This is a genomic window from Lachnoanaerobaculum sanguinis (assembly GCF_033242365.1).
GTDB classification, from domain to species: domain Bacteria; phylum Bacillota; class Clostridia; order Lachnospirales; family Lachnospiraceae; genus Lachnoanaerobaculum; species Lachnoanaerobaculum sanguinis.
In genome coordinates this window covers 1-23,429 of the sequence record NZ_BTHK01000006.1, presented here as the reverse complement: position 1 = coordinate 23,429, position 23,429 = coordinate 1, and the positions used below count along the sequence as shown (strand labels likewise).

Here is a 23,429-nt window from a genome sequence, read left to right as displayed (position 1 = left end):
ATTTATGAGAAAAAAAGTTTTAAATCAATCGATAAAAGCAAAAATAGGTATTTTCATTATTGCCGTAGTTTCTGCGTTGATAGTGAATTTATGTTTTGATTTTTTTGTTGTGGAATATACCTCTTCAGGTTTCGGTGAGATAATAAATGAGATATCGCTTTGTTATGAGTTGCAGGATGCGATGACAAAGGAAAAGGCGGACTTCGGTACTTTTATAAGAAACAGGGACAATATAGATGAATTGTTGGCAAGTTGTAAAAGAACGGATGAAATAGTTGATAAGTTGGAACTTGATATAATGCATATGGATAATGAAAGATATGCCAAAATATGGAGTATAAAAAACAGTTATCCGGTATATGCTGCCAAAAGACAGGAAATTCTGGATGATAAATATGAAGCTAAGGACTTTATAGAAAAAGTATATAATGTGTATGAAATGCAGGATTATCTGATAAGCTATGTTGAAAGACTTATGGATGTCACTCTCAGCGAGAACAATGTAATATATCAAAAGAGGGCTGAATTCTTTAAGAAAATGCCTCTTGTACTTGGGATAATACTGATACCTATCATAGTATTGATAATTTACATGGCATTCAAGCTGCAGGCTCTTATAATCTCACCGATAAACAGGATGGTGGAGATATCAAAAAATATCGCAAAAAATGATTTTTCAGATAAGGATATAATAATACGCAATAAGGATGAGATGGGAGATTTGACAAACGCCTTTAACAAGATGAAGCATGCTACCTCCGTATATATTTCAAGCTTAGAGGAAAGATATGAGCTTTCGGAACTTTTGCACAAAGAGGCTCTTGAAAAGATGAACATGGAAAAAAGGCTTAATGAGGCGAGATTTGACGTTCTTAAAAATCAGATAAATCCTCATTTTCTATTCAATACCTTAAATATCATAGCCGCATCCGCCAATTTGGAAGATGCCAAGGATACCGAGGATATGATAAGGGCACTTGGAAATATATTCAGATACAGCTTAAAGACCGATGAAAAGCAGGTAAGCCTTGAGAGGGAACTTAGCATCGTAAATGACTATATGTATATACAAAAGATGCGTTTCGGTGATCGTGTTTCATACGATATAGTTTCAAAAGTTGACAACGGAAATGTTTATATTCCGTCATTTTCACTTCAGCCTATAGTGGAAAATGCCATAGTCCATGGGATTTCCAAAAAGGAAGAGGGGGGTAAGGTAGTAATAAGAGTATGGGAAAAAGAAAATATGCTTCACATTATTGTTGCGGACACAGGTGTCGGAATGAATGCTGAAAGGCTTAAACAGCTGAAAGACTTTATGAGAGAGAGGCCTACGGCAAAACTCGGAATAGGTTTTGGAAATATTTATAAGCGTATAAAGAACATATATAAAACAGGTGATTTGAGAATATACTCCAAAGAAGGAAAGATGACAGTGGTATATTTTCTGATACCGCAAACCGTTTAGGAAGGAGAGATTGTGAATTTACTGATAGCGGATGACGAAAATCTTGAGCTGAAGGTACTTGAAAAGACAATTAAAAAGTTTTTTTTAAATGAGCTTGATATTTTCATGGCAAGTAACGGAAAGCAGGCGGCAGGTATAGTTGAAAATACAGATATAAATATTGCACTTTTGGATATTGAAATGCCGGGAATGAACGGAATAGAGCTGGCAAAGCTTATAAGAGAGAAAAATCACAATTGTATTATTATTTTTATAACAGCATATGACAGATTTGAATACGCCATAGAAGCGATGCATATAAAAGCATTTGACTATCTTTTAAAGCCGTGGAAGGAGGAAAAACTTACAGGACTTATAAGTGAAGCTATATCAAGTATAAAAGAAATAAGTTCTGATGACGGTAAAAGTGAAAATCTTCAAGATTCACAAAAAAGCATTATAAAAAAATATATAAAGGAAAATTATAAAAGAGATATAAGTGCCGGAGATGTGGCAGGTATACTTGGTTATTCGGATGTTTATTTTTCAAAGATATTTAAGCAGCTTTTTGACGATACATTTATAAATTATCTGACCAATCTGAGAATAGAAAAGGCAAAGGTACTTTTAAAGGATGTCAGTTTTAATATAAAAGAAGTCGGTGCAAGTGTGGGGTATACGGATTCAAACTACTTTACAAAGGTGTTTAAAAGAGCGGTAGGAATGAGTCCTTCAGAGTACAGAGGTAACATTTAATTTAAAGATTAAAAATTTACTTATTATATTAAAATATTACCATTCACATAAGTTTTTCTTAAATATAGAATATATAAAAGAGATGTAAGACTTTTTAGTCTTAAGTATTTATTTTTTGGAGGAACAATGAAAAAGAGATTTTTTGCATTAGCGATCGCTACATTAGCGTTATCAGCTTGCGGACTTAAGAGTCCGGAGACAACAACAACTGCTGCAAACAGTGGAGAGACAACTGCTGCAAAGGCAGACAGCGGTAGTGAGGGTGCAGAGGTAACCTTGGTTTATGCGGAGGTAAATCCGCTTGATACAATCGTAGGACAGAGCGGTACGGCATTCAAGGAGAAGGTGGAAGAGCTTTCAGGCGGAAAGATTCATATCGATGTTCAGGCAAGCGGTGTACTCGGTTCAGAGAATGATGTACTTGACGGAATGCTTGGTGGAACAGGTACAGTAGATATGTCAAGAATTTCAGCTTTCGCTCTTACAAGCTACGGTGCAAAGAAGGCTTCACTTCTTTCATTACCATACACATTTAACTCAAGAGAGCATTTCTGGAAGTTTGTTGACAGCGATTTGTCAAAGGAGTTCTTAGAGGAAACATCAGATCTTAACCTCGGTATCAAGAGCTTGTACTATGGTGAGGAAGGTTTCAGACATTTCTTTACAAAGAATCCTGTAAATTCTGTTGAGGATTTAAAGGGAATGAAGATGAGAGTTTCAAATGACCCTGTAATGAACGGAATGGTTGAGGGTCTTGGTGCGTCTCCTACAGTAGTTGCATTTAATGAGCTTTACTCAGCACTTCAGACAGGTGTTGTGGACGGTGCGGAGCAGCCTATAACAAACTATAAGTCAAACGCTTTCCCTGAGGTGGCACCGAACATCATCCTTGACGGTCATACACTTGGAGCATTCCAGGTAGTAATCACAGATGATGCTTGGAATAAGCTTACACCTGAGCAGCAGGATATCCTTGTTGAAGCAGGAAAGTATGTAGGTGAGGTAAACAGAGAAATCGCTCAAAAGGCGGAGGATAAGGTTTTAGAGGAGCTTAAGTCATCAGGTGTAAATGTTGTTGAAGTTACAGATAAAACACCTTGGAAAGAAGCTACAAAGAATGTTATCGAAAAGAACACAACTGATCAGAAAGAATTATATCAGCAGATAGTTGACTTGGATAAATAATATTATTGCCTCTTGGAGACTTCTCCAAGAGGTTTGTTGATAGAATAAGAGGTAATTATGTCAGATTTTTTTAAGGCGGTAGACAAAATAAAACCGGCATATGATGCTACATACAAATTTGTTCTGCTTATATGTAAACTTTTATTGATAGGAGATATTGCCATCACAACAATGGCGGTTGCCGGAAGATATATATCATTTATACCGGATCCTGCATGGAGTGAGGAGATAGTTCTTACATTTATGGCATATATGGCAGTGCTTTCAGCAGCACTTGCAATAAGAAGAGGTGCACATATCAGGATGACGGCCTTTGATCCGTATCTGCCTAAGAGTGTTGTAAGATTTTTGGATGTACTTTCAGATATTGCGGTTTTGATACTTGCAGTGGTAATGATAGTTGTGGGCTGGAAATATGCTATGAAGATTGGTGCAAAGGGTACTTATGTAAGTATGCCGGGACTTTCAAAATTCTGGCAGTACTTCCCGATACCTTTAGCAGGTGTTGCAATGTTAATATTTGAGCTTGAGGCACTTTATAACCATATAAAGGCTATTTGCTTAAAAGAAGATCCTAAGGAGGTGCAGGCATGAGTACAGGAGTAGCAATTGCTATATTACTTATAAGCTTTTTTGTAATGATATTTTTGCGTTTCCCGATTGCATATGCGGTAGCACTTTCATCTTTGCTCTGTCTTTTGGCACAGGGACAACCGCTTTCAACAATATGTCAGCAGATGGTTAAGGGTATTTCATCATTCTCACTTATGGCGGTACCGTTCTTTATAACAATGGGTTGCCTTATGGGAAGCGGCGGTATATCGGAGAAACTTATTGCACTGGCAAATGCCTGTGTAGGCTGGATGCGTGGAGGTATGGCGATGGTTAATATCGTGGCTTCATACTTCTTTGGAGGAATTTCAGGTTCTGCCGCAGCAGATACGGCATCACTCGGTTCAATCCTTATACCTATGATGGTGGATCAGGGATATGATGCGGATTTTTCTACAGCGGTTACAATTACATCATCATGCGAGGGACTTTTGGTACCTCCTTCACATAACATGGTTATATATGCTACCACAGCGGGCGGTGTATCGGTAGGAAGCTTATTCCTTGCAGGATATATTCCGGGAGCATTGCTTGCGGTATCACTTATGATCGGTTCATATATTATTTCAGTGAGAAAGAATTATCCAAAGGGTGAGAAGTTCTCTATGAAGGTGCTTTTAAAGCAGCTCAGTGTATCATTCTGGGCATTGGCGGCAGTGCTTATAGTAGTTGTAGGTGTAGTAGGCGGTGTGTTCACAGCAACAGAGTCGGCAGCTATTGCGGTTATCTACAGCCTTATTGTCAGCGTATTCATATATAAAGGTCTTGACTGGAAGGGTGTATGGAAGACTCTTGATGAATGTGTAAATACATTGTCAATTGTACTTATCCTTATTTCAACATCAAGTATCTTCGGATATTGCCTTACAACACTTCATGTTCCGGATATGGCTGCAAGTGCAATCACAGGATTTACAAACAACCCTATAATACTTGCATTACTTCTTAACCTTATTTTGCTTATACTCGGATGTATCATGGATATGGCACCTATCATACTTATTGCCACACCGATACTTCTTCCTATAGCAAACTCTATAGGAATAGGACCGATACAGTTCGGTATCATGGTTATCTTAAACTGCGGTATAGGTCTTCTTACACCACCGGTTGGAGGAGTACTCTTTATCGGTTCGGCCGTAGCAAAATTGCCTATGGAAAAGGTAGTAAAGGCAACATTGCCATTCTATCTGTGTATGATAATTACACTTTTACTTATAACATTTATACCTGTTATAAGCCTTGGACTTCCAATGCTTTTGGGAAGCTTATAAATAACTATATAATAAGAAGCTGTTGCAAAATAGACGAGAAATACGTCTATGGAGCAGCAGCTCTTTTTATATTCATTGTATACAAAATATATTTTAAAAAATTTAACTGCACAAGCCCGAAAATGCTTGTTAAAAGTTATAAAACATAGTACAATTTGTTAAAGAGATGACAATAAATATTAAAATATATTTTGGAGGAAAATATGAGCAAGGTAGTAGTTGTTGGAGCAAATCATGCAGGTACTTGTGCAATCAATACAATCACAGGATTCAATGAGGGAGATGAGGTAGTAGTATTTGATCAGAACTCAAATATCAGCTTCCTGGGATGTGGTATGGCACTTTGGATAGGCGGTCAGATATCAAAGCCTGACGGACTTTTCTATTCAAACAAGGAAAAGCTTGAATCACAGGGTGCAAAGGTAAATATGAACAGCAAGGTTGAAAGAATAGACTTTGATAAAAAGTTTGTATATGCAACTTTGGAGAACGGTGAGAAGGTAGAAGAAAGCTATGACAAATTGATACTGGCTACAGGTTCACTTCCTATCGTACCACAGATACCGGGCAAGGATTTGGAGAATGTTCAGCTTGTAAAGCTTTTCCAAAATGCCGAAGAAGTGATTAAGAAGCTTGAAAATCCTGATATCAAGACAATTGCGGTAGTCGGTGCGGGATATATCGGAGTAGAGCTTGCAGAGGCGTTTGAGAGACATAATAAGAAGGTAATAGTTGTTGATATTGCAAAGACTTCACTTTCAAGTTACTATGATCCGGAGTTCAGTGCACTTATGGACAAGAACCTCTCAGATCACGGTATCAAGCTTGCTTTCGGTGAGACTGTAAAGGAGATTAAGGGTAACGGCAAGGTAGAGGCTATAGTAACAGATAAGAATGAATATCAGTGTGATATGGTTATTCTTGCTATAGGATTCAGACCTAATACCGAGCTTGGAAAAGATTATCTTGAAACAATGTCAAACGGTGCATATATAGTTGATGAGACTCAGCAGACAAGCAAGAAGGATGTATATGCAATAGGCGACTGTGCAACAGTGCTTTTTAACTCTACAGGAGAGAAGTCATATATCGCACTTGCAACAAATGCCGTACGTTCGGGAATTATAGCCGCATATAATGCATGCGGTAAGAAACTTGAAACTATCGGTGTTCAGGGATCAAATGCTATTTCAATTTATGATTTAAAGCTTGTATCTACAGGACTTAGCGAGCAGAAGGCAAAGCAGCTCGGTATGGATGTGCTTTCCACTTCATTTGAAGACTTACAAAAGGCAACATTCATTGAAACAACAAATCCTAAGGTAAATATAAAGATAGTATATGATGCAAAGACAAGAGTGATACTTGGAGCACAGATGGCATCTACATATGATATGTCAATGGGTATCCATATGTTCTCACTTGCAATACAGGAGAAGGTAACTATAGACAAGCTTAAACTGCTTGATATATTCTTCCTTCCACATTTCAATCAGCCATATAACTACATCACAATGGCTGCATTATCCGCAAAATAAAATTATAGTAAACCAAAAGGGAGCATATTTGATATGCTCCCCTTTTTATGAAGTGTGTTAATTATTATTTATTTTTAGCAAGTTTTTTGAACTCGTCTGCTACGAACTGAACTTTTGTACCGATAATAACCTGTACGGCAGTCTTTGAAGGTCTGATAACACCTGCAACACCTGCAGATTTGATCTTCTTCTCATCAACCTTTGTATAGTCCTTGATCTCAAGACGAAGTCTTGTGATACAGTTATCAATAGATGTAAGGTTTTCAGGACCGCCTACACCCTCTAAGATAATAGCTGCAACTGCAGTAAAGTCATCATTAGCTAAAACAGCTTTCTTCTCTTCTTCCTCATCATCCTCTCTACCGGGAGTCTTTAAGTCAAACTTTGTGATAACGAAGCGGAAGATTGCATAGTAGATAGCACCATAAACCACACCGATTGGAATCAAAAGAAGTGGATTTTGTGCAAATGGTGCCTTAAAACTGAGTACCCAGTCAACAAGACCTGCACTGAAGTTAAATCCTGCTCTTATAGGAAGGAGTGCAACTACAGCAAGTGAAATACCTGTTAAAAGAGCGTGGATAAGGTAAAGTACCGGTGCAAGGAACATAAATGCAAACTCAAGAGGCTCTGTAACACCTGTAAAGAATGATGAAAGAGCGGCAGCAAGTAAAAGACCGTAAGCGGCTTTCTTTCTTGCATCCTTAGCTGTGTGATACATAGCAAGAGCAGCGCCCGGAAGACCGAACATCATTACAGGGAAGAATCCTGACATATACATACCTGTCTGTCCGAGGACACCGCCTTCTGCGCTTCCCCAGAATTTACCGATATCATTGATACCTGCAACATCAAACCAGAATACAGAGTTAAGTGCATGGTGAAGTCCGAACGGAATCAAAAGTCTGTTGAGGAATCCGTAGATACCTGCACCTACAGCACCTGTGCTCAGAATTGCCTCACCGAAGCTTACCAATACACCATAAACAACAGGCCAGATAAAGAATAAAACAATAGCTGCAATAAGTGAAAAGCCTGCAGTAACGATAGCCACGCTTCTCTTACCGCTAAAGAAAGAGAGTGCATCAGGAAGCTTTGTTGTTTTAAACTTATTATAGCAAGCTGCACCTATAAGACCACAAACAATTCCGATAAACTGAGTCTGTGTCTTACCGAAAGCTGCAGGAACAGCATCAGCTTCAACACCTGTAAACATAGCTACAGAACCCTTTGATAAAAGAGTTGTGATAACAAGCCATGAAACAAGACCGGCAAGTGCGGCGGCACCGTCACCGTCATCACTCATACCGACAGCAACACCTATGGCAAACAAAATAGCCATATTGTCGATGATAGCACCACCTGCCTTTAAAAGGAAAGCCGCTACTATATTATTTCCACCCCAACCGGTAGGATCGATCCAATAACCGATACCCATTAAAATCGCCGCCACAGGAAGGCAGGCTACAGGAAGCATCAAAGACTTCCCAAGTCGTTGTAAATACTTCATAAAAATTTCTCCTTATTATTTAAGATCATCCCTTTGCCGGCCGGTCAAAGAGAAAATTTATTATTTTGGTATTACTACCAATATTTCACTGTCCTTATTCACAGCTTTATCTGTGATACTTTCAACAGATTTAAAATCCATAGTATTGCAAACAAGCATCATGGTAATGGTATTAAATCCTGCCGATTTTATCTTTTCAAGATCTGCCTGTATAAGCGGATCTTTTGTTTTAACTCTATCCCCTGCTTTTACAAAGGAAGAGAATCCTTCACCGTTCATCTTTACAGTATCAAGACCGATATGTATGAGAATTTCCTCACCGGTATCGGCTAATATACTGACAGCATGTAAGGTCTCAAAAACCATGGTTACCTTGCCGTCAGCAGGAGAGGTTACAAGACCGTCGTTTGGAACGATTGCTACTCCCTTTCCAAGCATCTCTGATGAAAATGTCTCATCAGGAACTTCTTTTATAGAAACACTTTTTCCGCTCATAGGGCTGAAAAATACATTTTTCTTCTTCTTAAATAAACCGAACATATTTTACTCCTCTGCCATAGTTACTCTTTTTATATGAATTGCCAAATAGGTCATTTCCATTCGGGTTATTTTTGAACGGGTTTCAACCTCTATATATTCTGCAATTCTTTTTCCGCATTCAAATTCTTCGGGATATTTTTCCTTCATCATATCCTCAAAAATCGTATCATCATCATGGAGCATTTCATTTCTATAAAGTCTTTGAATAAGAAACTTTACGTGAGTTACAAATCTTTCATAATGAATAGAATTTTCATTAAGCTCTACATTCAATTCACTTTTTACAATATCCATTATATCTCTCATAAGATGTGGAAGGCTCAAAGTCTCCTTCATATGAGTGCTGTATTGCGCATTTACAAAATGAAGTGCAATAAAGCCTGCCTCCGAATCCGGAAGGGAAAGTCCTATTCTATCATTTATGAGTCTGAGAGTATAGAGTCCAAGCGCATATTCCTGAGGATAAAATCTTTTGATTTCCCACATCAGGGCATTTTCGGGAGTCATACCTTCTTTAAATCTCTCAATAGCAAAATTCACATGGTCAACCAGAGTAAGATAAATACTTTGGCTGAGTTTGAGCTTTTCTACATTGATTGCATATGAAATGACATCATCAGTAAGAGTTATTCTTTCAATAGGGATATCCGCAATCATATCCTGAAATTTAAGAAGCATTTCATTTTCCTTGATACGAAATACCTTCTCTATTTCAGACTCCGATAAAGTATCTCCTTTTTTTCTGCCAAAGCCTATACCCTTACCCATGGCAATAATTTCCTTGTTTTTATGGTCATGGGTCAAGACGATATTATTATTTATAATTTTTTCAATGATCATCGCACCACCATAAAGCAATAAAAAAAACCAAATAAACCATAGTACTATGGTAAATTCGGTCTTGCCTGCGTCTCAGTAACAATCCTAAAATATTAGAATTTATGTAAGTATTATGACAGAATTCTTAAGATAAATCAATCGGCAAAATGTAGGAATTATATTTGTAAAATTGGGGAGAATAGATAAAGAATCAAGAAAATGTGATAAATACAGTAAAAATTAAAGTATTAATATATTGCGAATAAACATTTTAAAAGCTAAAATATTTAATATAATAATTCGTAAAATCTATGTATTTATATCAGGAGGAATATGTTAGAAAAACTGAAAAAAGAGGTATATGAGGCAAATATGCTTTTGCCGAAATATGGTCTGGTTACATTTACATGGGGAAATGTATCGGGCATTGATGAAAGCGGAAAATACTTTGTAATAAAGCCAAGCGGAATAGAGTATGAAAAACTTACACCTGAGGATATGGTGGTAATGGATATTGACGGCAACCGTGTGGAAGGAAGATATAATCCTTCATCCGATACAAAGACACATCTTATACTGTATCAAAACTTTAAGGATATAGGTGGAGTTGTACACACACATTCACCCTATGCAACGGGATTTGCACAGGCAGGAGCGGATATTGCCTGTATGGGTACTACGCAATGTGACTATTTTTACGGTGATATTCCATGTATAAGACATCTTACAAAAGAAGAGCTTTATGAGGATTATGAGCTTAACACAGGTAAGGTGATAGTGGAAACCTTCAAAGAAAGAAATATCAATCCTGTATATATACCGGGATGTATATGCCACAGCCATGGTCCTTTTGCATGGGGTAAGGATGCATATACAGCGGTACATAATGCAGTAGTAATGGAAGAAGTTGCGAAGATGAATTTATTTGCACTAAGCATAAATCCTGATGCTGTGAAAGCGCCGAAATATTTACAGGATAAGCATTTTTTGAGAAAGCATGGCAAGAATGCCTACTATGGCAACTAGGGGGAATATGGAAGTAAAAAAGATAATAGAAACAGGAGATATATTCTTAGGAATTGAATTTGGATCTACAAGAATAAAGGCCGTATTGACTGATGAAAAAGGAGAAGTACTGGGAATAGGAATCCATGACTGGGAAAACAGCTTTTTAGACGGTATTTGGACATATCCTCTTGATGAGATACTCTCAGGACTTTCAAGCTGTTATGCGAGTATAAAGAGGGATATAAAAGAAAAGTATGGAGTGACTCTAAAGCAGATAAAATACATGGGTATCAGTGCTATGATGCATGGATATATGGCATTTGATAAGGATATGAATCTGCTTGCTCCTTTTCAAACTTGGAGAAATTCAAATACTGAGGAAGCTGCAAAGGATTTAAGTGAAAGCTTTAAGTTCAATATTCCGCTCAGATGGACAATAGCACATCTGTATCAGAGAATACTTGATAGAGAAGAGCATGTAAGAAATATTAATTTTGTTACAACATTGTCATCATATATTCATTACCTGCTTACAGGTGAAAAGAATATAGGTATAGGCGATGCTTCCGGAATATTCCCCATAGATTCAACGGCTATGAATTATGATGCATCAATGCTTGATATTTTCGAAGAAAAGATTGTAGAGTACAAATTTCCATGGAAGATAAGGGAGATATTGCCAAAGGTAATGGTCGCAGGACAAAGAGCCGGAGTACTATCAAAGTCGGGTGCAAGTCTTTTAGATAAAGACGGGGACTTACAAGAGGGAAGTATACTTTGCCCACCGGAGGGTGATGCAGGTACAGGAATGGTAGCAACCAACTCTATTAAAAAAGGTACAGGAAATATGTCAGCAGGTACAAGTATGTTTGCAATGCTTGTACTTGATAAGAAACTTAATGATTACTATGAGGAAATAGATATGGTGACTACACCGGCCGGAGATCCGGTGGCTATGTCACACGCAAATAACGGTACAAGTGACTTGAATGCCTGGGTTGGCTTATTTAGAGAATTTTCAAAGCTTTTCGGTATAAATATTTCAGATGGAGAACTGTTTGAAAAACTCTATACAAATTCATTAAACGGTAGCCCCGACTGTGGTAATCTGATGTCATTCGGATATTTTTCAGGAGAGGGTATTACGAAGCTAAATGAAGGAAGACCTTTATTTTTACGAAGCCCTAAGAGTGAGTTCAATCTGGCAAACTTTATGAGAGCACATTTATACAGCTCACTTACAGCAGTTAAGGTGGGACTTGATATCTTAACAGAGAAAGAGAATGTAAAGATAAAGAAAATGATGGGACATGGAGGACTGTTTAAAACCAAAGGAGTCGGACAAAGATATCTTTCTGCAGCTATCAATGCTCCTGTAGAAGTGCTTGAAACCGCAAGTGAGGGTGGTGCATGGGGAATAGCATTGCTGGCATTATATGTCAGTCAGGCGGACAAGTACAGCTTAGATGAGTTCCTGTCTAAGAAGATTTTTGACAAAAACACCGGAAGTGAGATTATGGCTGATGAAAAGGATGTGGAAGGATTTAAGACCTTTACACAGAGATATCTGAATACTGTGGATATTGAAAGGTTGAGCGTGGAGAAATTCGCTGAATAAAAATGTAAAGCTTAAACATAGAAGTACGAATCCGAGATATAGGGACTGTCACCATAAGATGGTCCCTTTTAAGGTATCTTAGAGAAATTGATTATTGTATTTTATAGATATTTAAAGTAAAATATCTATATATTATAAGTGTTTTGAGATTCTAAAAATTCTAAAATTCTAAATTTCAAAAAAAATCCAATAGTATAGTAAATTTTGATATAATAGGGAGGAGATATGAAGGAAAAAGACATAACTCAAAAGATGCTCGAAAAGTACAATGATGTATTTGCTGATATTTTAAATGTACTTTTGTTTGACGGAAGAAATGTTGTTGACGAATCTACGCTTGTCGATGCATTGCCGATGAGTGCACTCAAGATAGATGGTAGGATAAGAACACAGGAAAGAGATATTGCAAAGTATTGGCGTAAGAGTAAAATTAATATAGCATTATTTGGATTGGAAAATCAGACAAAACCTGATAAGTTGATGCCTCTTAGGGTGTTTGGATATGATGGTGCAGAATATGTAAAGCAGAGTAGGAAAGAAAACAGACACAGGATGACACATCCGGTAATTACTTTGGTAATATACCTCGGTTATGATAAAAATTGGAATTGTCCAAAGACACTTTTTGAAGTTCTTGATATAGACGAAGATATAAAACCGTTTGTAAATGATTTTAGAATAAATCTGTTTGAGATAGCATATTTGGATAGAGAAAAGATAGATTTATTCAGAAGCGATTTTAGGATATTGGCAGATTATCTGTATCAGATGAGGGTAAATAGAGATTATATTGCAGACAGTACGGTTATTGAACATGTAGAAGATCTACTAATGCTTATGTCTGCAATGACAGGAGATAACAGATTTGAGGACACTATAAATGATTTGAAAGGAAAGGATAAGGTTAATATGTGTGAGGTACTGGATAGAATTGAAGCTAGAGGAATAGAAAAAGGGATTGAGCAAGGTATAAAAAGAGGTACTTTAAATACTCTTATATCATTGGTTAATGACGGTATTTTAAGCATTGAGGAGGCTGCAGCCAGAGTAGATATGAGTGTTGAATGTTTTGAAAAGTATATGAAGTGAGGTAAATATAAATGAAGGTTGCCGTATAATGGCAGCGATAAAAATGGATGGTTGTTGTCAACCATCTTTTTTATTGCAATACAAACTTTTCGACATGTGACTATCACTAAAAAAGTTTTACTAGATATATATCTTATAGTGATATATAATAAGAAAGTAATAGAAAGTTTAAATCATAAATTAAATAAATTTTAATAGACGGCTCTAGGGGCTGTGCAGGGGAACGGTTTAGATGGGTGGAAAAGAATGCTCCACATATATAAATATAAACGTATTGTGGAGAATAGCGGCTTTTATAATATCAACAGTATTTTATATTTCGGTTTCGGTATATAACAAAGAGAATATAAATCTGATTATTTTTTTGGGGATGTCAGTCTCATGTGCATTAAGTTGCTGGTTGTATAAAAAGGTCTGTGAGAACAGAATGCACTTTAGGATTATGTTCGTTTTGGAAGTATTTGCTTATGGGATATTTATATTTCTTAGCGGAGGATGCAACAGTCCGTATTTGTGGTATGAAGTCAACTGTATTTTATTGATGGTTGCTTTAGACAAAAACATCACAGTGACATTCATTGCCTGTATCTGGTGTTTATTTTGTGCAATAGCCGGAAAGAGTATAGAAAATTCGTCTTATCAGGATATCAATATTATTCTGGGCATGGGTATGCTTATGTGTGAGTTTTATATAATCCGTTATTATGTAGCATATATAGGAAAGCAAAATGAAGAACTTGAAAGCTTGAATACGGAGCTGAATAAAGAAAAAGAACTTAGCAACTATGCCTTTGTAATGTTGACGGAGCTGAGTGAGAGCTTTGGACTTTTTGCAATGACGGATCCGAAAAAAATCATGGAAAAGTTGTCAATGCTGCTTAGAAATAACAATTTGTATCGGGAATTTGTGCTTGTAAAATTTGAACGTGATGATTTTCCTGAGATTATAGAGAGCTGCGGTATTGAAAAAGATGTATATGATGACATATCGGAAAAGGTAAAGTTTCAAGATGAATACTCCGGTGATGGTGAGAATGTAGAAATATTAAAAATAGAGTCATCCGGTAATACTTATGAATTAATAAAAATAGGAGAGACCGATTATCTAAGCGGTATTTTGATAAGGCGTGCATCGGAGTTGCATGATGACGGAAAGGATTTCTACTTACAGTTGATAAAGACGGTATTCAATAATCTGGATACCTACGCTCAAATAGAAAGATATGTAGCTGTAGAGGAACAAAATCGTATTGCAAATGAAATACATGATACTGTAATACAGAAACTTTTCGGCATTACCTGCAATCTCGCGGTATTGGAAAGTAAGGTAAAGGCGGAAGAGGGGGAGTTAGAAAAAGAAGATATTATAGAGTCCATACATATACTGAAAAAATCTGTAGAGAGCACGATGGCGGAACTTAGAGAAAGTATCTACGGAAAAAGATTCAAGGATAATATAAATACATTTATTCATGCACTATATGCATATATGGAGGAACTTGAAAGGCTTAATGATGTAAAAATAAATTTAAATTTGGATGAAGAAGCGGATTATATAAAGATAGCGCAAAAGATAGCTCTATACAGAGTTGCATGTGAGGCTGTGAATAATGCTATAAAACATGGCAAGTCAAAAAATATAAATATCGAATTAAAAATGCAATCAGATACTGTAGAGCTTTTGATAGAAGATGACGGAACAGGTTTTTCAAGAGAGGATAAAAACTTCTCAGAAGGTAACGGCTTAAGAAATATGCGAAATATAGCCGTTTTATTAAAAGGATATTTGAGTGTGGTATATGACGATAAAAAAGGTGTTAGAGTTAAACTTAGTTTGCCGAGATAACAGGAGGACGGAATATGGTACTTGTTTTAGACGATCACCCTATTGCAAGACAGGGACTGGAATCAATTATAAAACTTCATAAGCCGGAGGAGGAAACCTTGCAGGCGGGCACTGTCGGTGAAGCCATCGATTTGGTAGAGCATAAACCGGTAGATATGGCATTTGTGGATTTGCATTTACATAATGAGAGCGGATTTGAATTTTTGGAGTGGGTACAAAGACATGATAAAGCTATAAAGACATTTGTAATAACTTCATCTTCAAGTGAAAGTGATTTTGTAAAGGCAAAAAATCTCGGGATAGATGCATATGTATTAAAAGATGCGTTTATAGACGATATTATGTATAGCCTTAAAGTTGTTGACAGGGGAGGAAAGTTCTACTCTTCAGACCTGGTTGACAATATGGGAAGCTTTACGGAAGAAGAAAAAAAGATAGAAGCTCTGACAAAAAGAGAACTGGAAGTCGCACTGCTTTTAAGAGAGGGGTATACAAATGTCAAAATTGCAGAGGACTTGTTTGTATCTGAAGGTACAGTAAAGAAACATATTTCAAATATATTCGGTAAGCTTGATATGTACAGCAGAACGGAAGTATTGGTATTTGTTGAACGAAATATTGAAAAATTTGAATTGGCATTTAATTCGGCCGACACAAGCCGTAATTTATAAAAATCATATATAGGATAGGAGAGTTATGCACAGTAATAGAAAGTTTTTAAAGAAACCGTTTGTTTTTTTGATTTTATTTTTCGGATTGGCGGCAATAGGCAGAGCTTATTCAAGCTGGCATTCCGCTTTATCGGCAGAAATGAAGATGACGAGCGGAGTTATGGATATATTATTTGCCGGAAATTCCGATGAGAAGTATTCGGTGTATCTGACTGATGAAAGCGGAAATAATGAAACTTTGATAGATGCCGAGTTCAGTACAACAGATAAGGAAGTTGAGATTACATTTACTGAGGGTTTGCCTGTGAATTCATTACTTGAGGGAAAGCTCTTGAAATTGGATTTTCCTCTTACAACCTCACAAGGAAGCACCGTAAATAAATTAAATTATACAAAGCTTGATATTACAAAGACAGGAGAGGACTTGGAGTTGAGAGCGGATAAGGCTGTGCTTGCATATGAAGGAGCGGCATATTCTCTTGGAGAAGATGAGGCTGCTTTTATGCAACCTCTACAGTTTGAAGTATACAAGACTTTGAGTGAAGAAGGAAAAGATGAGTTTAGCGGACAGATTTATCTGAAACTCAAGGCGGAAAGTGTGGAAAAAATACTTGAACTGCCTGTAAGCTTCATTATAAACAGTGAGAAAGTGCAGGAAAGCCTTGATCTTGATTTTAATGAAGGAAACCTTGTAGCTTCAGTAGGAAACGGCGTAGTGGTGACATATTCCTGTGATATACCTTTTGATGTATTTCAGGGAGGATCTAAGGTGCAGGACGGCGGTAAATAGGAGAGGAATATGAAAAAAAGAATTTGTTTATGTATAGCCGCATCGGCAATGGCTTTAATATTCTGCCTGACTTCATGGGCATACTGGAAGGATGAGCTAAAGGTAAAGGCCAATGTTGCCTTTGTTTATGAAGCACAAATAGAAGTAAAAGAAGAAACGGTTCAAAAATCCGAACAAAGAGATAATATCAAACCTGATCAAAGGGACCTTGTTATAAGACCTGAAAAGTCTAAAGAAATTACACAGGAACCCGAGAAATCTTTAGGTGAAGATAAGTCTGAGAACATTACTGAATCCAAATGATATGAAAAAGATAAGCCTTGAAAAAAGATATATTATTTATGCAAGTATACTTTTACTATGTGTAATAATTCCGGCCTTACCATATATTAAAGTAAAGACCTTAGAGATGCCTTTTATTGTGTCTTTATATTGGTGCATACTGATAGGCATTATGCTTTTTATTTTACCATGGCTTTATATACCGGTAAAAAATCCTGCAAGCAGATATCTTGTAGGATACGGTTTATCAGGGGGAATAATATTTATAGCACTGAAATTTGTTCCGGCGGTATTTATGAAAAAGCTGGGGGCCAGCCCCTACGATACATCGCTTCCGGGAATATTTGTAAATGCATTGACGATAATACCGGCAATTACGGCAAAGGAGATGATAAGGTATTACTCTTTTGCATCGGCATGTAAAACTTTAAAATATAAGAGAACAGCTGTATTTTTAATAACAATAATAATGTGTCTGGTTGAAATCAATTTTGGAAATCTTTTGGCCATAAAAGAGTTTAAAGAATTGTTTATATACAGTACACAGATTTTATTGCCGATAGCGGCAAAGAACATTCTTATGTCGGTATTTGTATTCTATGGAGGTGTGCTGCCAAGTGTAGTGTATATCGGGATAATACAGATTTTTGAAAAATGCTTTCCTGTATTGCCTGAATTGTCGTGGCTTCTTGACGGATCCATAGGAATCGCTTTTCCGATTGTCTATGCCATGTTTATATCGGACCATGTTTTTGCAACTGTAAGAAAGAGAAGTGAAGATAAAAAAAGCGATGTGATGTATCTGATTTCACTTTTAGCAGCAACAGCTTTTGCCTGGTTTTGCGTGGGAGTATTTCCGGTATATCCTTCCGTGATACTTACAGGAAGTATGGAACCTCTAATAATGCCGGGAGATGTGGTGTTGATACATAAAATATCAAATGAAGACGAGATATATGAGCTTTCAAAAGGTGATATTATAAACTTTAAGCGGGGTAATATCATAATAACCCATAGAATTAAAGAAGTTTTAAAAGATGAAGCGGGGAATTTGAGTTTTGAGACTAAGGGGGATAATAATAATGCCATCGATGAAGAGAAAGTACAACCGAATGATATAAAGGGTACAGTGATAAAAGTTGTACCTAAGCTCGGTTTGCCGACATTGATACTGAAAGGACAGGATAAAATTCCGGAGGGAGTTATAGACAACTGATGAAGAAAATCATAAAATATAACAGGAAAAAGACAAAAGATGTACATACCTTGGAGCAGGATAAAAAAGATGATTTTAAGCTGACAAAAAATACAAGATTTTTTCTATATGTCTTAGGCGGTATATTGTGTCTTGTAAGTGCGATACTCTTATTTATAAATATAAGACCACATACCCGAACAGAGGAAGTGGTTGTAAATTCCTATAACATAACAACAGGTGCCTCTTATAGGGTACATCTGAAAGAAAACAATATTTTTGAAGAAGAATTTCTGGAAGAAGGAAGAGTATATCCAAGCGCAATTACGGATTTTATAAATATTGATTTTAAGTCGGAACTTGCTATGACAAATGCTTTAAGCATATCCGGAGATTATATTATACGGGCTGTACTTGAAGGGTATCAAACAGGAAAAGATGAAGAGAAGGTTCCGGTGTATGAAAAAATATATCCTATTATTGAGGGCAGGGTGATTGAGAGCGTTACAAGCAGCGCCTCAATAAATGAAAGTCTGAGTATAGACAGAGCGGCATACAGAAATTATGCACAGGAGATAGAAAATGCACTTGGCGGAGAAACGGGAAAGGATTTCTACGTTGAGCTTAGCGGAAAATATATTGTGGACGGAGAGGAAAAGCCGTTTTCATACAGAATTGATATACCTATAAACAATGATAAGTTCTATGAAATAAGAAAGGCCGAGCCGGTGGAGGACAGCGGTGATATTAAAGAATCAAATCTTGTTAATGTTATGCCTGCTTTCAGTTCTTATGCGATATTTATATTATTACTTTTTGTAGCTGCCGGTATTCTTGTATTTGTAAGATTCTTTACTGCAAATATGGAGGGAAAAGAACTTGAACAAAAGAAACTTTCAGAGTTGATGAGAAAGTACGGCAGCAGAATGGTTTGTATTGAAAATCTGCCCGATATTTCGCAAAAGTCTGAAATAAGAGTAAAAAGTATTACAGATCTGATAGAATTGGCAGATGAAATCAGAGAGCCCGTACTTTATATTGAAGGTGAAAAAGAGCTGCCCAAGGACGGTAAGATATATATACTTTCAAAGGATTATATATACTTCTTTGAGAGTAATGTCTAGATTTGATTACTCATATACTACTTTAGTGGTATTCCAAATTATGACTTGAGTACATTTTATAAATGTAACAAATGCTATACAATTGGAACATAAGTGAAAAACGAGAAAATATCCGTTTTTCAAAAGTTGAAATCATGATTCACAATTTAATATCCGATTTTTAGGAGGAAAAGATGAGAAAATCAAGAAGAAACACATTAGTTGGTGGAATAGTAGCATTAGGATTGGTATTGGCAGGAACAGGTTATGCTTATTGGACAGATTCATTAAACGTAACAACTAAGGCAACAACCGGAGATTTCGGTGTAAGATTCGTTGACCTCGGATTATACGGACAGTACTCAGATGAGACAATGAAGGGCGCAGGATGGTCAATCGTAGACGGTATAGATGAGTCAGGATTCGTTGGAGATCAGTTCTTCTTAAGAGGTCCTAAGGATTACAACAGTATTGCGGCTCCGGGAACAGTTGATGCTTACAAAGACAGAGCAAAGGGATACAACAGTGTTGATTTCAATGCAGAGCTCGTAGATAAAGAGGGATTATCAAAGAAGGTAGGTCCTTACAATAAGGCAGTTACAGACGCAAGCGGTAAGATTCAGATAACAGTTGACAATATGTATCCGGGATATGCACAGGTATTCCGTTCAGATATCGTAAATGTCGGTGATATCGCAGCAAAGCTCAGCAATATTAAGTTTGAGGCAAAGACACTTGATAAGAAAGATATGGGAAATCTTGAGGATATGATCGGTGTTGCAGTATATATTCACAGAGAGCAGTACAATCCTAAGAATACAGGAAATGAAGATACATTCAAACTTGCTAAGGCTGTAGCAAGCGAAGTACCTAGTGATGACAGATTCTTCACAGTTGGAGGCGTTGACTTCGTTAGATTGTCAGCTCTTGATGATGTAGACTTAAAGCAGGCTTTACAGAACAATATTATTAAGTGTGCACCTGCTACAGATCAAAGACTTGATATCTTCGTTGGTGTAGCTATGGATCCTGATGCAAAGGGTGTTTACACAACAGGTACAACAGAGAACAGAACAGATAAAGATGATAAGTTAAGCCAGGGCAAGGGCGTTCAGCTTTCAATGGATCTTCTTTGGGATCAGTTCAATGCAGGCAAGGATGCAGGAACAACAAATATCTTAGTAAACCAGAATAAGGCTGCTAAGTAATAACAAAAAAGTAATAGAAAAGGCTTTGACATCATGGACGGGTTGAAATTCAACCCGTCTTTTTGCGTGAGAAACGCTATTTGCCAACCTGATATTTTTGATATAGAATAGTTATATAACACTAATACATGGAGGCCCTATGAATTACAAATTTCACTACAAGAATACAGCTTTTGAGTTGTTTAAGCTGTCTTTCTTTTTTCTATATTCTTCACTTGCGGGAATCGTGAATATTATTTTTACGTTTGCAATGCTTGCGCTTATAATTTCAAGATGGCATGAAGCCAATAATTTTCTTAGAGTAATACTTGTATTTGCCGTACTTTTCTTCGTGCTCTTTCAACCTTTTATGATGTATAACAGGGCGAGAGGGAATGTAAATACTCTCAAGGAACTGACACTTGAAATTGGTGAAAAAGGAATAACCGTAGAGGTGGAGGGGAAGCACGAGTATATTGACTGGAGTAGGGTCAAAGCCGGAAAGAGATTTCCGGGTATGCTTATAATTTTTACCGACAATACAAACGGATATATTCTGACAAAGAGAATCGTAGGTAAAGATTACAAAAAAATATTTAATGATATTTTGGGAAAAATAAAAAGATGAAAAGAAAACTGATATGGTTTTTTATCATTTCCGTTATGATTATTAATACTTCATGCGTGAGAAAAAATCCGGCCACAGAGTATGTTTTTACATATGCGGAAAACCACCCGAAGGATTATCCGACTACATTGGGAGCATTTGAGTTTGCAAGACTTGTAGAGGAAAAGAGCAAGGGGAGAATAGTAATAGAAGTAGTATATGACGGAAAGCTTGGAGACGAGCTGAGTGTTATAAAACAGCTGAAGTTTGGAGGAATTGATTTTACCAGAGCATCTATTTCACCGCTCTCAAACGATATTGCGGTTTTGAATGTTTTGCAGATGCCTTATTTATACAGGGATGAGGAGCATATGTGGAATGTACTTTACAGCGAGATAGGCGATGAAATCCTTGCACAGTTTAAGGGTTCCGGCATTGAGCCTTTATCATTTTATACTGCCGGTGCGAGAAACTTCTATAACAATGTAAGACCGATAGAAGATATATCGGATCTGTCGGGATTGAAAATCAGAGTGCAGCAATCAGACCTTATGAAGGATATGATTAGAGCTTTGGGAGCTGAGCCGGTGGCACAGGAGTACAGTCTGGTTTACGCTTCTCTTGAAAGAGGTGTGATAGACGGTGCGGAGAATAATATTCCGTCTTATATATCGGCAATGCATTATCAATATGCGAAATATTACACAAAGGATGAGCATACCAGAGTTCCTGAAATGCAACTTTGCTCTGATGTGACATGGAGTAAACTTTCAGAAGAAGACAGGGCAATTATAAAAGAGGCTGCCATAGAGAGCAGTATTTATGAGAGAGAAATCTGGGCAAAACAGGAAAAGATATATGAGAAGGAGCTTGTAGATAAAGGTATAGAGATAAATACTTTATCAGGCGAGGATAGAGCAAATTTTAAGAAAATCTTGGAGCCCCTTTATGAAAAATACTGCAAGGACTATATGGACTTGATAAATAGAATAAATGAAAAGTGAGGTAGTATATGCAAAAGTTTAATTATTATTCACCTACAAGGATTGTTTTCGGAGCAGGAACAAGGAATGACATAGGAAGTTTGATAAAAGAGTTCGGAGTAAAGAAGGTTGCAGTTATCTTTGGCGGAAACAGTGCAAAGAAAAGCGGTCTGCTTGATTTGGTAGAAGAAAAGATAAAGGCTGAAGGTATAGATGTACTCTTGCTTGGAGGTGTGGTGCCGAATCCGCTTTTAAGTAAAGCAAAGGAGATGACAAAGGAGGCTGTCAAGTTCGGGGCCGAGTTTGTACTGGCGATAGGTGGTGGAAGTGTAATAGATACCGCAAAGTTTGTTGCAATAGGTGTGGCAAGTCCCGATACCGATATAGAAGAGTTTTTCTTTCAAAGAAAGAAGGTGGAAAAATCTCTTCCGATAGGTACCGTTTTGACTATTGCCGCAGCGGGTTCCGAGACCAGTGACTCAGCCGTACTTACCGATGATGTAACCGGAAGCCATATAAAGAAGGGAATTACAACTGATTTTAACAGATGTAAGTTTGCGATAATGGATCCGGAGCTTACCTATACATTACCGAAGTATCAGATAGGTGCCGGTGCGGCAGATATCTTCATGCACACATCTGAGAGGTATTTTACTAATATTCTGGGCAATCATTTGACAGATGAGATGGCAGAGGGACTCTTTAGAGATATTATAAAATTCGGACCGAAGGCTGTAAAAAATCCAACCGACTATGAAGCTATGAGTGAAGTTATGTGGTGCGGAAGTGTATCACATATTGGTCTTACAGGTCTTGGAGCAAAAGGTGATACTCCAAGAGACGGTGACTGGTCATGCCATCAGCTTGGAATGGCTATATCATCACTTTATGATTCAACACATGGTGCTACACTTAGTGCAATTTTTGCTTCTTGGGCAAACTATGTAAAGAATGAAAATATAGAGCGATTTGCAAATTTTGCAAGAAAGGTATATGGAGTAGTTGAGACTGATGATAAAAAGGCAGCTGATATAGGTATTGAAAAGACTGTTGAGTTTTTCAAATCTGTCGGAATGCCTGTAAGTTTACATGAGCTTCTTAACAGAGAGGTAAGTGAAAAAGACTGTGAGGACTTGGCAATAAACTGTTCCTATAAGAAATCAAGAAGTATAGGAAGTTTTAAATCACTTGATTATAATGATATGTACAATATCTATATGGCTGCAAGATAATGTAAAAAGGGGCTGTCGGGAAATGGCAGCTATAAAAGAGGGAGGAGTAACTCAAAACGAGTCACTCCTCCCTAAGTTTTTGCATAAAAAAAGATGGCTAACGACAACCATCTTTCTCCGTTACATGTTATAATGTA

Annotated in this window: 22 protein-coding genes; 19 read left to right on the top strand and 3 right to left on the bottom strand. The window is 37.0% G+C overall.

Features of this window, described 5'->3' with window-relative positions; genetic code table 11:
• The first annotated feature begins 4 nt into the window (after positions 1–4).
• The 6 genes from SBH76_RS05135 to nox all read left to right on the top strand — a co-directional run bounded on the left by SBH76_RS05135 (position 5) and on the right by nox (position 6,812).
• Complete coding sequence (locus SBH76_RS05135; protein ID WP_317977040.1) at positions 5–1,468, top strand: sensor histidine kinase; 1,464 nt, start codon at positions 5–7, stop codon at positions 1,466–1,468.
• 12 nt (positions 1,469–1,480) lie between these two features.
• Positions 1,481–2,203: a response regulator transcription factor gene (locus SBH76_RS05130; RefSeq protein WP_317977039.1), complete on the top strand. Its 723-nt coding sequence runs from the start codon at positions 1,481–1,483 to the stop codon at positions 2,201–2,203.
• Between the two features lie 126 nt (positions 2,204–2,329).
• Positions 2,330–3,388, top strand: coding sequence for a TRAP transporter substrate-binding protein (locus SBH76_RS05125; protein ID WP_290650530.1), 1,059 nt, complete (start codon positions 2,330–2,332; stop codon positions 3,386–3,388).
• A 57-nt stretch (positions 3,389–3,445) separates the two neighbouring features.
• Complete coding sequence (locus SBH76_RS05120) at positions 3,446–3,982, top strand: TRAP transporter small permease (protein WP_317977038.1); 537 nt, start codon at positions 3,446–3,448, stop codon at positions 3,980–3,982.
• Positions 3,979–5,274, top strand: a complete 1,296-nt coding sequence (locus tag SBH76_RS05115; RefSeq protein ID WP_009663286.1) for a TRAP transporter large permease — start codon at positions 3,979–3,981, stop codon at positions 5,272–5,274. Before SBH76_RS05120 ends, SBH76_RS05115 begins: the two co-directional genes overlap by 4 nt.
• Before the next feature lie 203 nt (positions 5,275–5,477).
• Positions 5,478–6,812: a H2O-forming NADH oxidase gene (nox, locus tag SBH76_RS05110; protein ID WP_315086120.1), complete on the top strand. Its 1,335-nt coding sequence runs from the start codon at positions 5,478–5,480 to the stop codon at positions 6,810–6,812.
• A gap of 64 nt (positions 6,813–6,876) precedes the next feature.
• Here the strand turns inward: nox and nagE are convergent, their stop codons facing one another.
• The 3 genes from nagE to licT are packed head-to-tail and all read right to left on the bottom strand — an operon-like array spanning position 6,877 to position 9,702.
• Positions 6,877–8,322, bottom strand: coding sequence for an N-acetylglucosamine-specific PTS transporter subunit IIBC (nagE, locus tag SBH76_RS05105; RefSeq protein ID WP_317977037.1), 1,446 nt, complete (start codon positions 8,320–8,322; stop codon positions 6,877–6,879).
• Positions 8,323–8,382: 60 nt separating this feature from the next.
• Entirely contained in the window at positions 8,383–8,862 is a 480-nt protein-coding gene (locus SBH76_RS05100; RefSeq protein WP_317977036.1) for a PTS sugar transporter subunit IIA, read from the bottom strand.
• 3 nt (positions 8,863–8,865) lie between these two features.
• A complete protein-coding gene (gene licT / locus SBH76_RS05095; protein WP_317977035.1) occupies positions 8,866–9,702 on the bottom strand; it encodes a BglG family transcription antiterminator LicT in 837 nt (278 codons plus the stop codon).
• Positions 9,703–10,014: 312 nt separating this feature from the next.
• Here licT and SBH76_RS05090 point away from each other — a divergent pair, with 312 nt between their 5' ends.
• From SBH76_RS05090 to SBH76_RS05030, 13 genes are all read left to right on the top strand, one after another.
• Complete coding sequence (locus SBH76_RS05090) at positions 10,015–10,707, top strand: L-ribulose-5-phosphate 4-epimerase (RefSeq protein WP_317977034.1); 693 nt, start codon at positions 10,015–10,017, stop codon at positions 10,705–10,707.
• A 7-nt stretch (positions 10,708–10,714) separates the two neighbouring features.
• Positions 10,715–12,307, top strand: coding sequence for a xylulokinase (locus tag SBH76_RS05085; protein ID WP_317977033.1), 1,593 nt, complete (start codon positions 10,715–10,717; stop codon positions 12,305–12,307).
• A gap of 225 nt (positions 12,308–12,532) precedes the next feature.
• Entirely contained in the window at positions 12,533–13,396 is an 864-nt protein-coding gene (locus tag SBH76_RS05080) for an Rpn family recombination-promoting nuclease/putative transposase (RefSeq protein WP_317977032.1), read from the top strand.
• A 232-nt stretch (positions 13,397–13,628) separates the two neighbouring features.
• Positions 13,629–15,242 (top strand): sensor histidine kinase, encoded by a 1,614-nt coding sequence (locus SBH76_RS05075; protein WP_317977031.1) that lies wholly within the window; start codon positions 13,629–13,631, stop codon positions 15,240–15,242.
• A 14-nt stretch (positions 15,243–15,256) separates the two neighbouring features.
• On the top strand, positions 15,257–15,913 hold the full coding sequence (locus SBH76_RS05070) for a response regulator transcription factor (RefSeq protein ID WP_317977030.1): 657 nt from the start codon (positions 15,257–15,259) through the stop codon (positions 15,911–15,913).
• Between the two features lie 25 nt (positions 15,914–15,938).
• Positions 15,939–16,703, top strand: a complete 765-nt coding sequence (locus SBH76_RS05065; RefSeq protein WP_317977029.1) for a hypothetical protein — start codon at positions 15,939–15,941, stop codon at positions 16,701–16,703.
• Positions 16,704–16,712: 9 nt separating this feature from the next.
• On the top strand, positions 16,713–17,006 hold the full coding sequence (locus SBH76_RS05060; protein ID WP_317977028.1) for a hypothetical protein: 294 nt from the start codon (positions 16,713–16,715) through the stop codon (positions 17,004–17,006).
• Position 17,007: 1 nt separating this feature from the next.
• Positions 17,008–18,201, top strand: coding sequence for a signal peptidase I (locus tag SBH76_RS05055; RefSeq protein WP_317977122.1), 1,194 nt, complete (start codon positions 17,008–17,010; stop codon positions 18,199–18,201).
• Positions 18,201–19,304: a DUF5305 domain-containing protein gene (locus SBH76_RS05050; protein WP_317977027.1), complete on the top strand. Its 1,104-nt coding sequence runs from the start codon at positions 18,201–18,203 to the stop codon at positions 19,302–19,304. The genes SBH76_RS05055 and SBH76_RS05050 overlap by 1 nt, the downstream gene beginning before the upstream one ends.
• 173 nt (positions 19,305–19,477) lie before the next feature.
• On the top strand, positions 19,478–20,491 hold the full coding sequence (locus SBH76_RS05045) for a signal peptide protein (protein WP_282668925.1): 1,014 nt from the start codon (positions 19,478–19,480) through the stop codon (positions 20,489–20,491).
• A 139-nt stretch (positions 20,492–20,630) separates the two neighbouring features.
• A complete protein-coding gene (locus SBH76_RS05040) occupies positions 20,631–21,098 on the top strand; it encodes a YcxB family protein (protein ID WP_317977026.1) in 468 nt (155 codons plus the stop codon).
• Positions 21,095–22,081: a TRAP transporter substrate-binding protein gene (locus tag SBH76_RS05035; protein ID WP_317977025.1), complete on the top strand. Its 987-nt coding sequence runs from the start codon at positions 21,095–21,097 to the stop codon at positions 22,079–22,081. The genes SBH76_RS05040 and SBH76_RS05035 overlap by 4 nt, the downstream gene beginning before the upstream one ends.
• Positions 22,082–22,089: 8 nt before the next feature.
• Entirely contained in the window at positions 22,090–23,292 is a 1,203-nt protein-coding gene (locus SBH76_RS05030) for an iron-containing alcohol dehydrogenase (protein ID WP_317977024.1), read from the top strand.
• Positions 23,293–23,429: the final 137 nt, after the last annotated feature.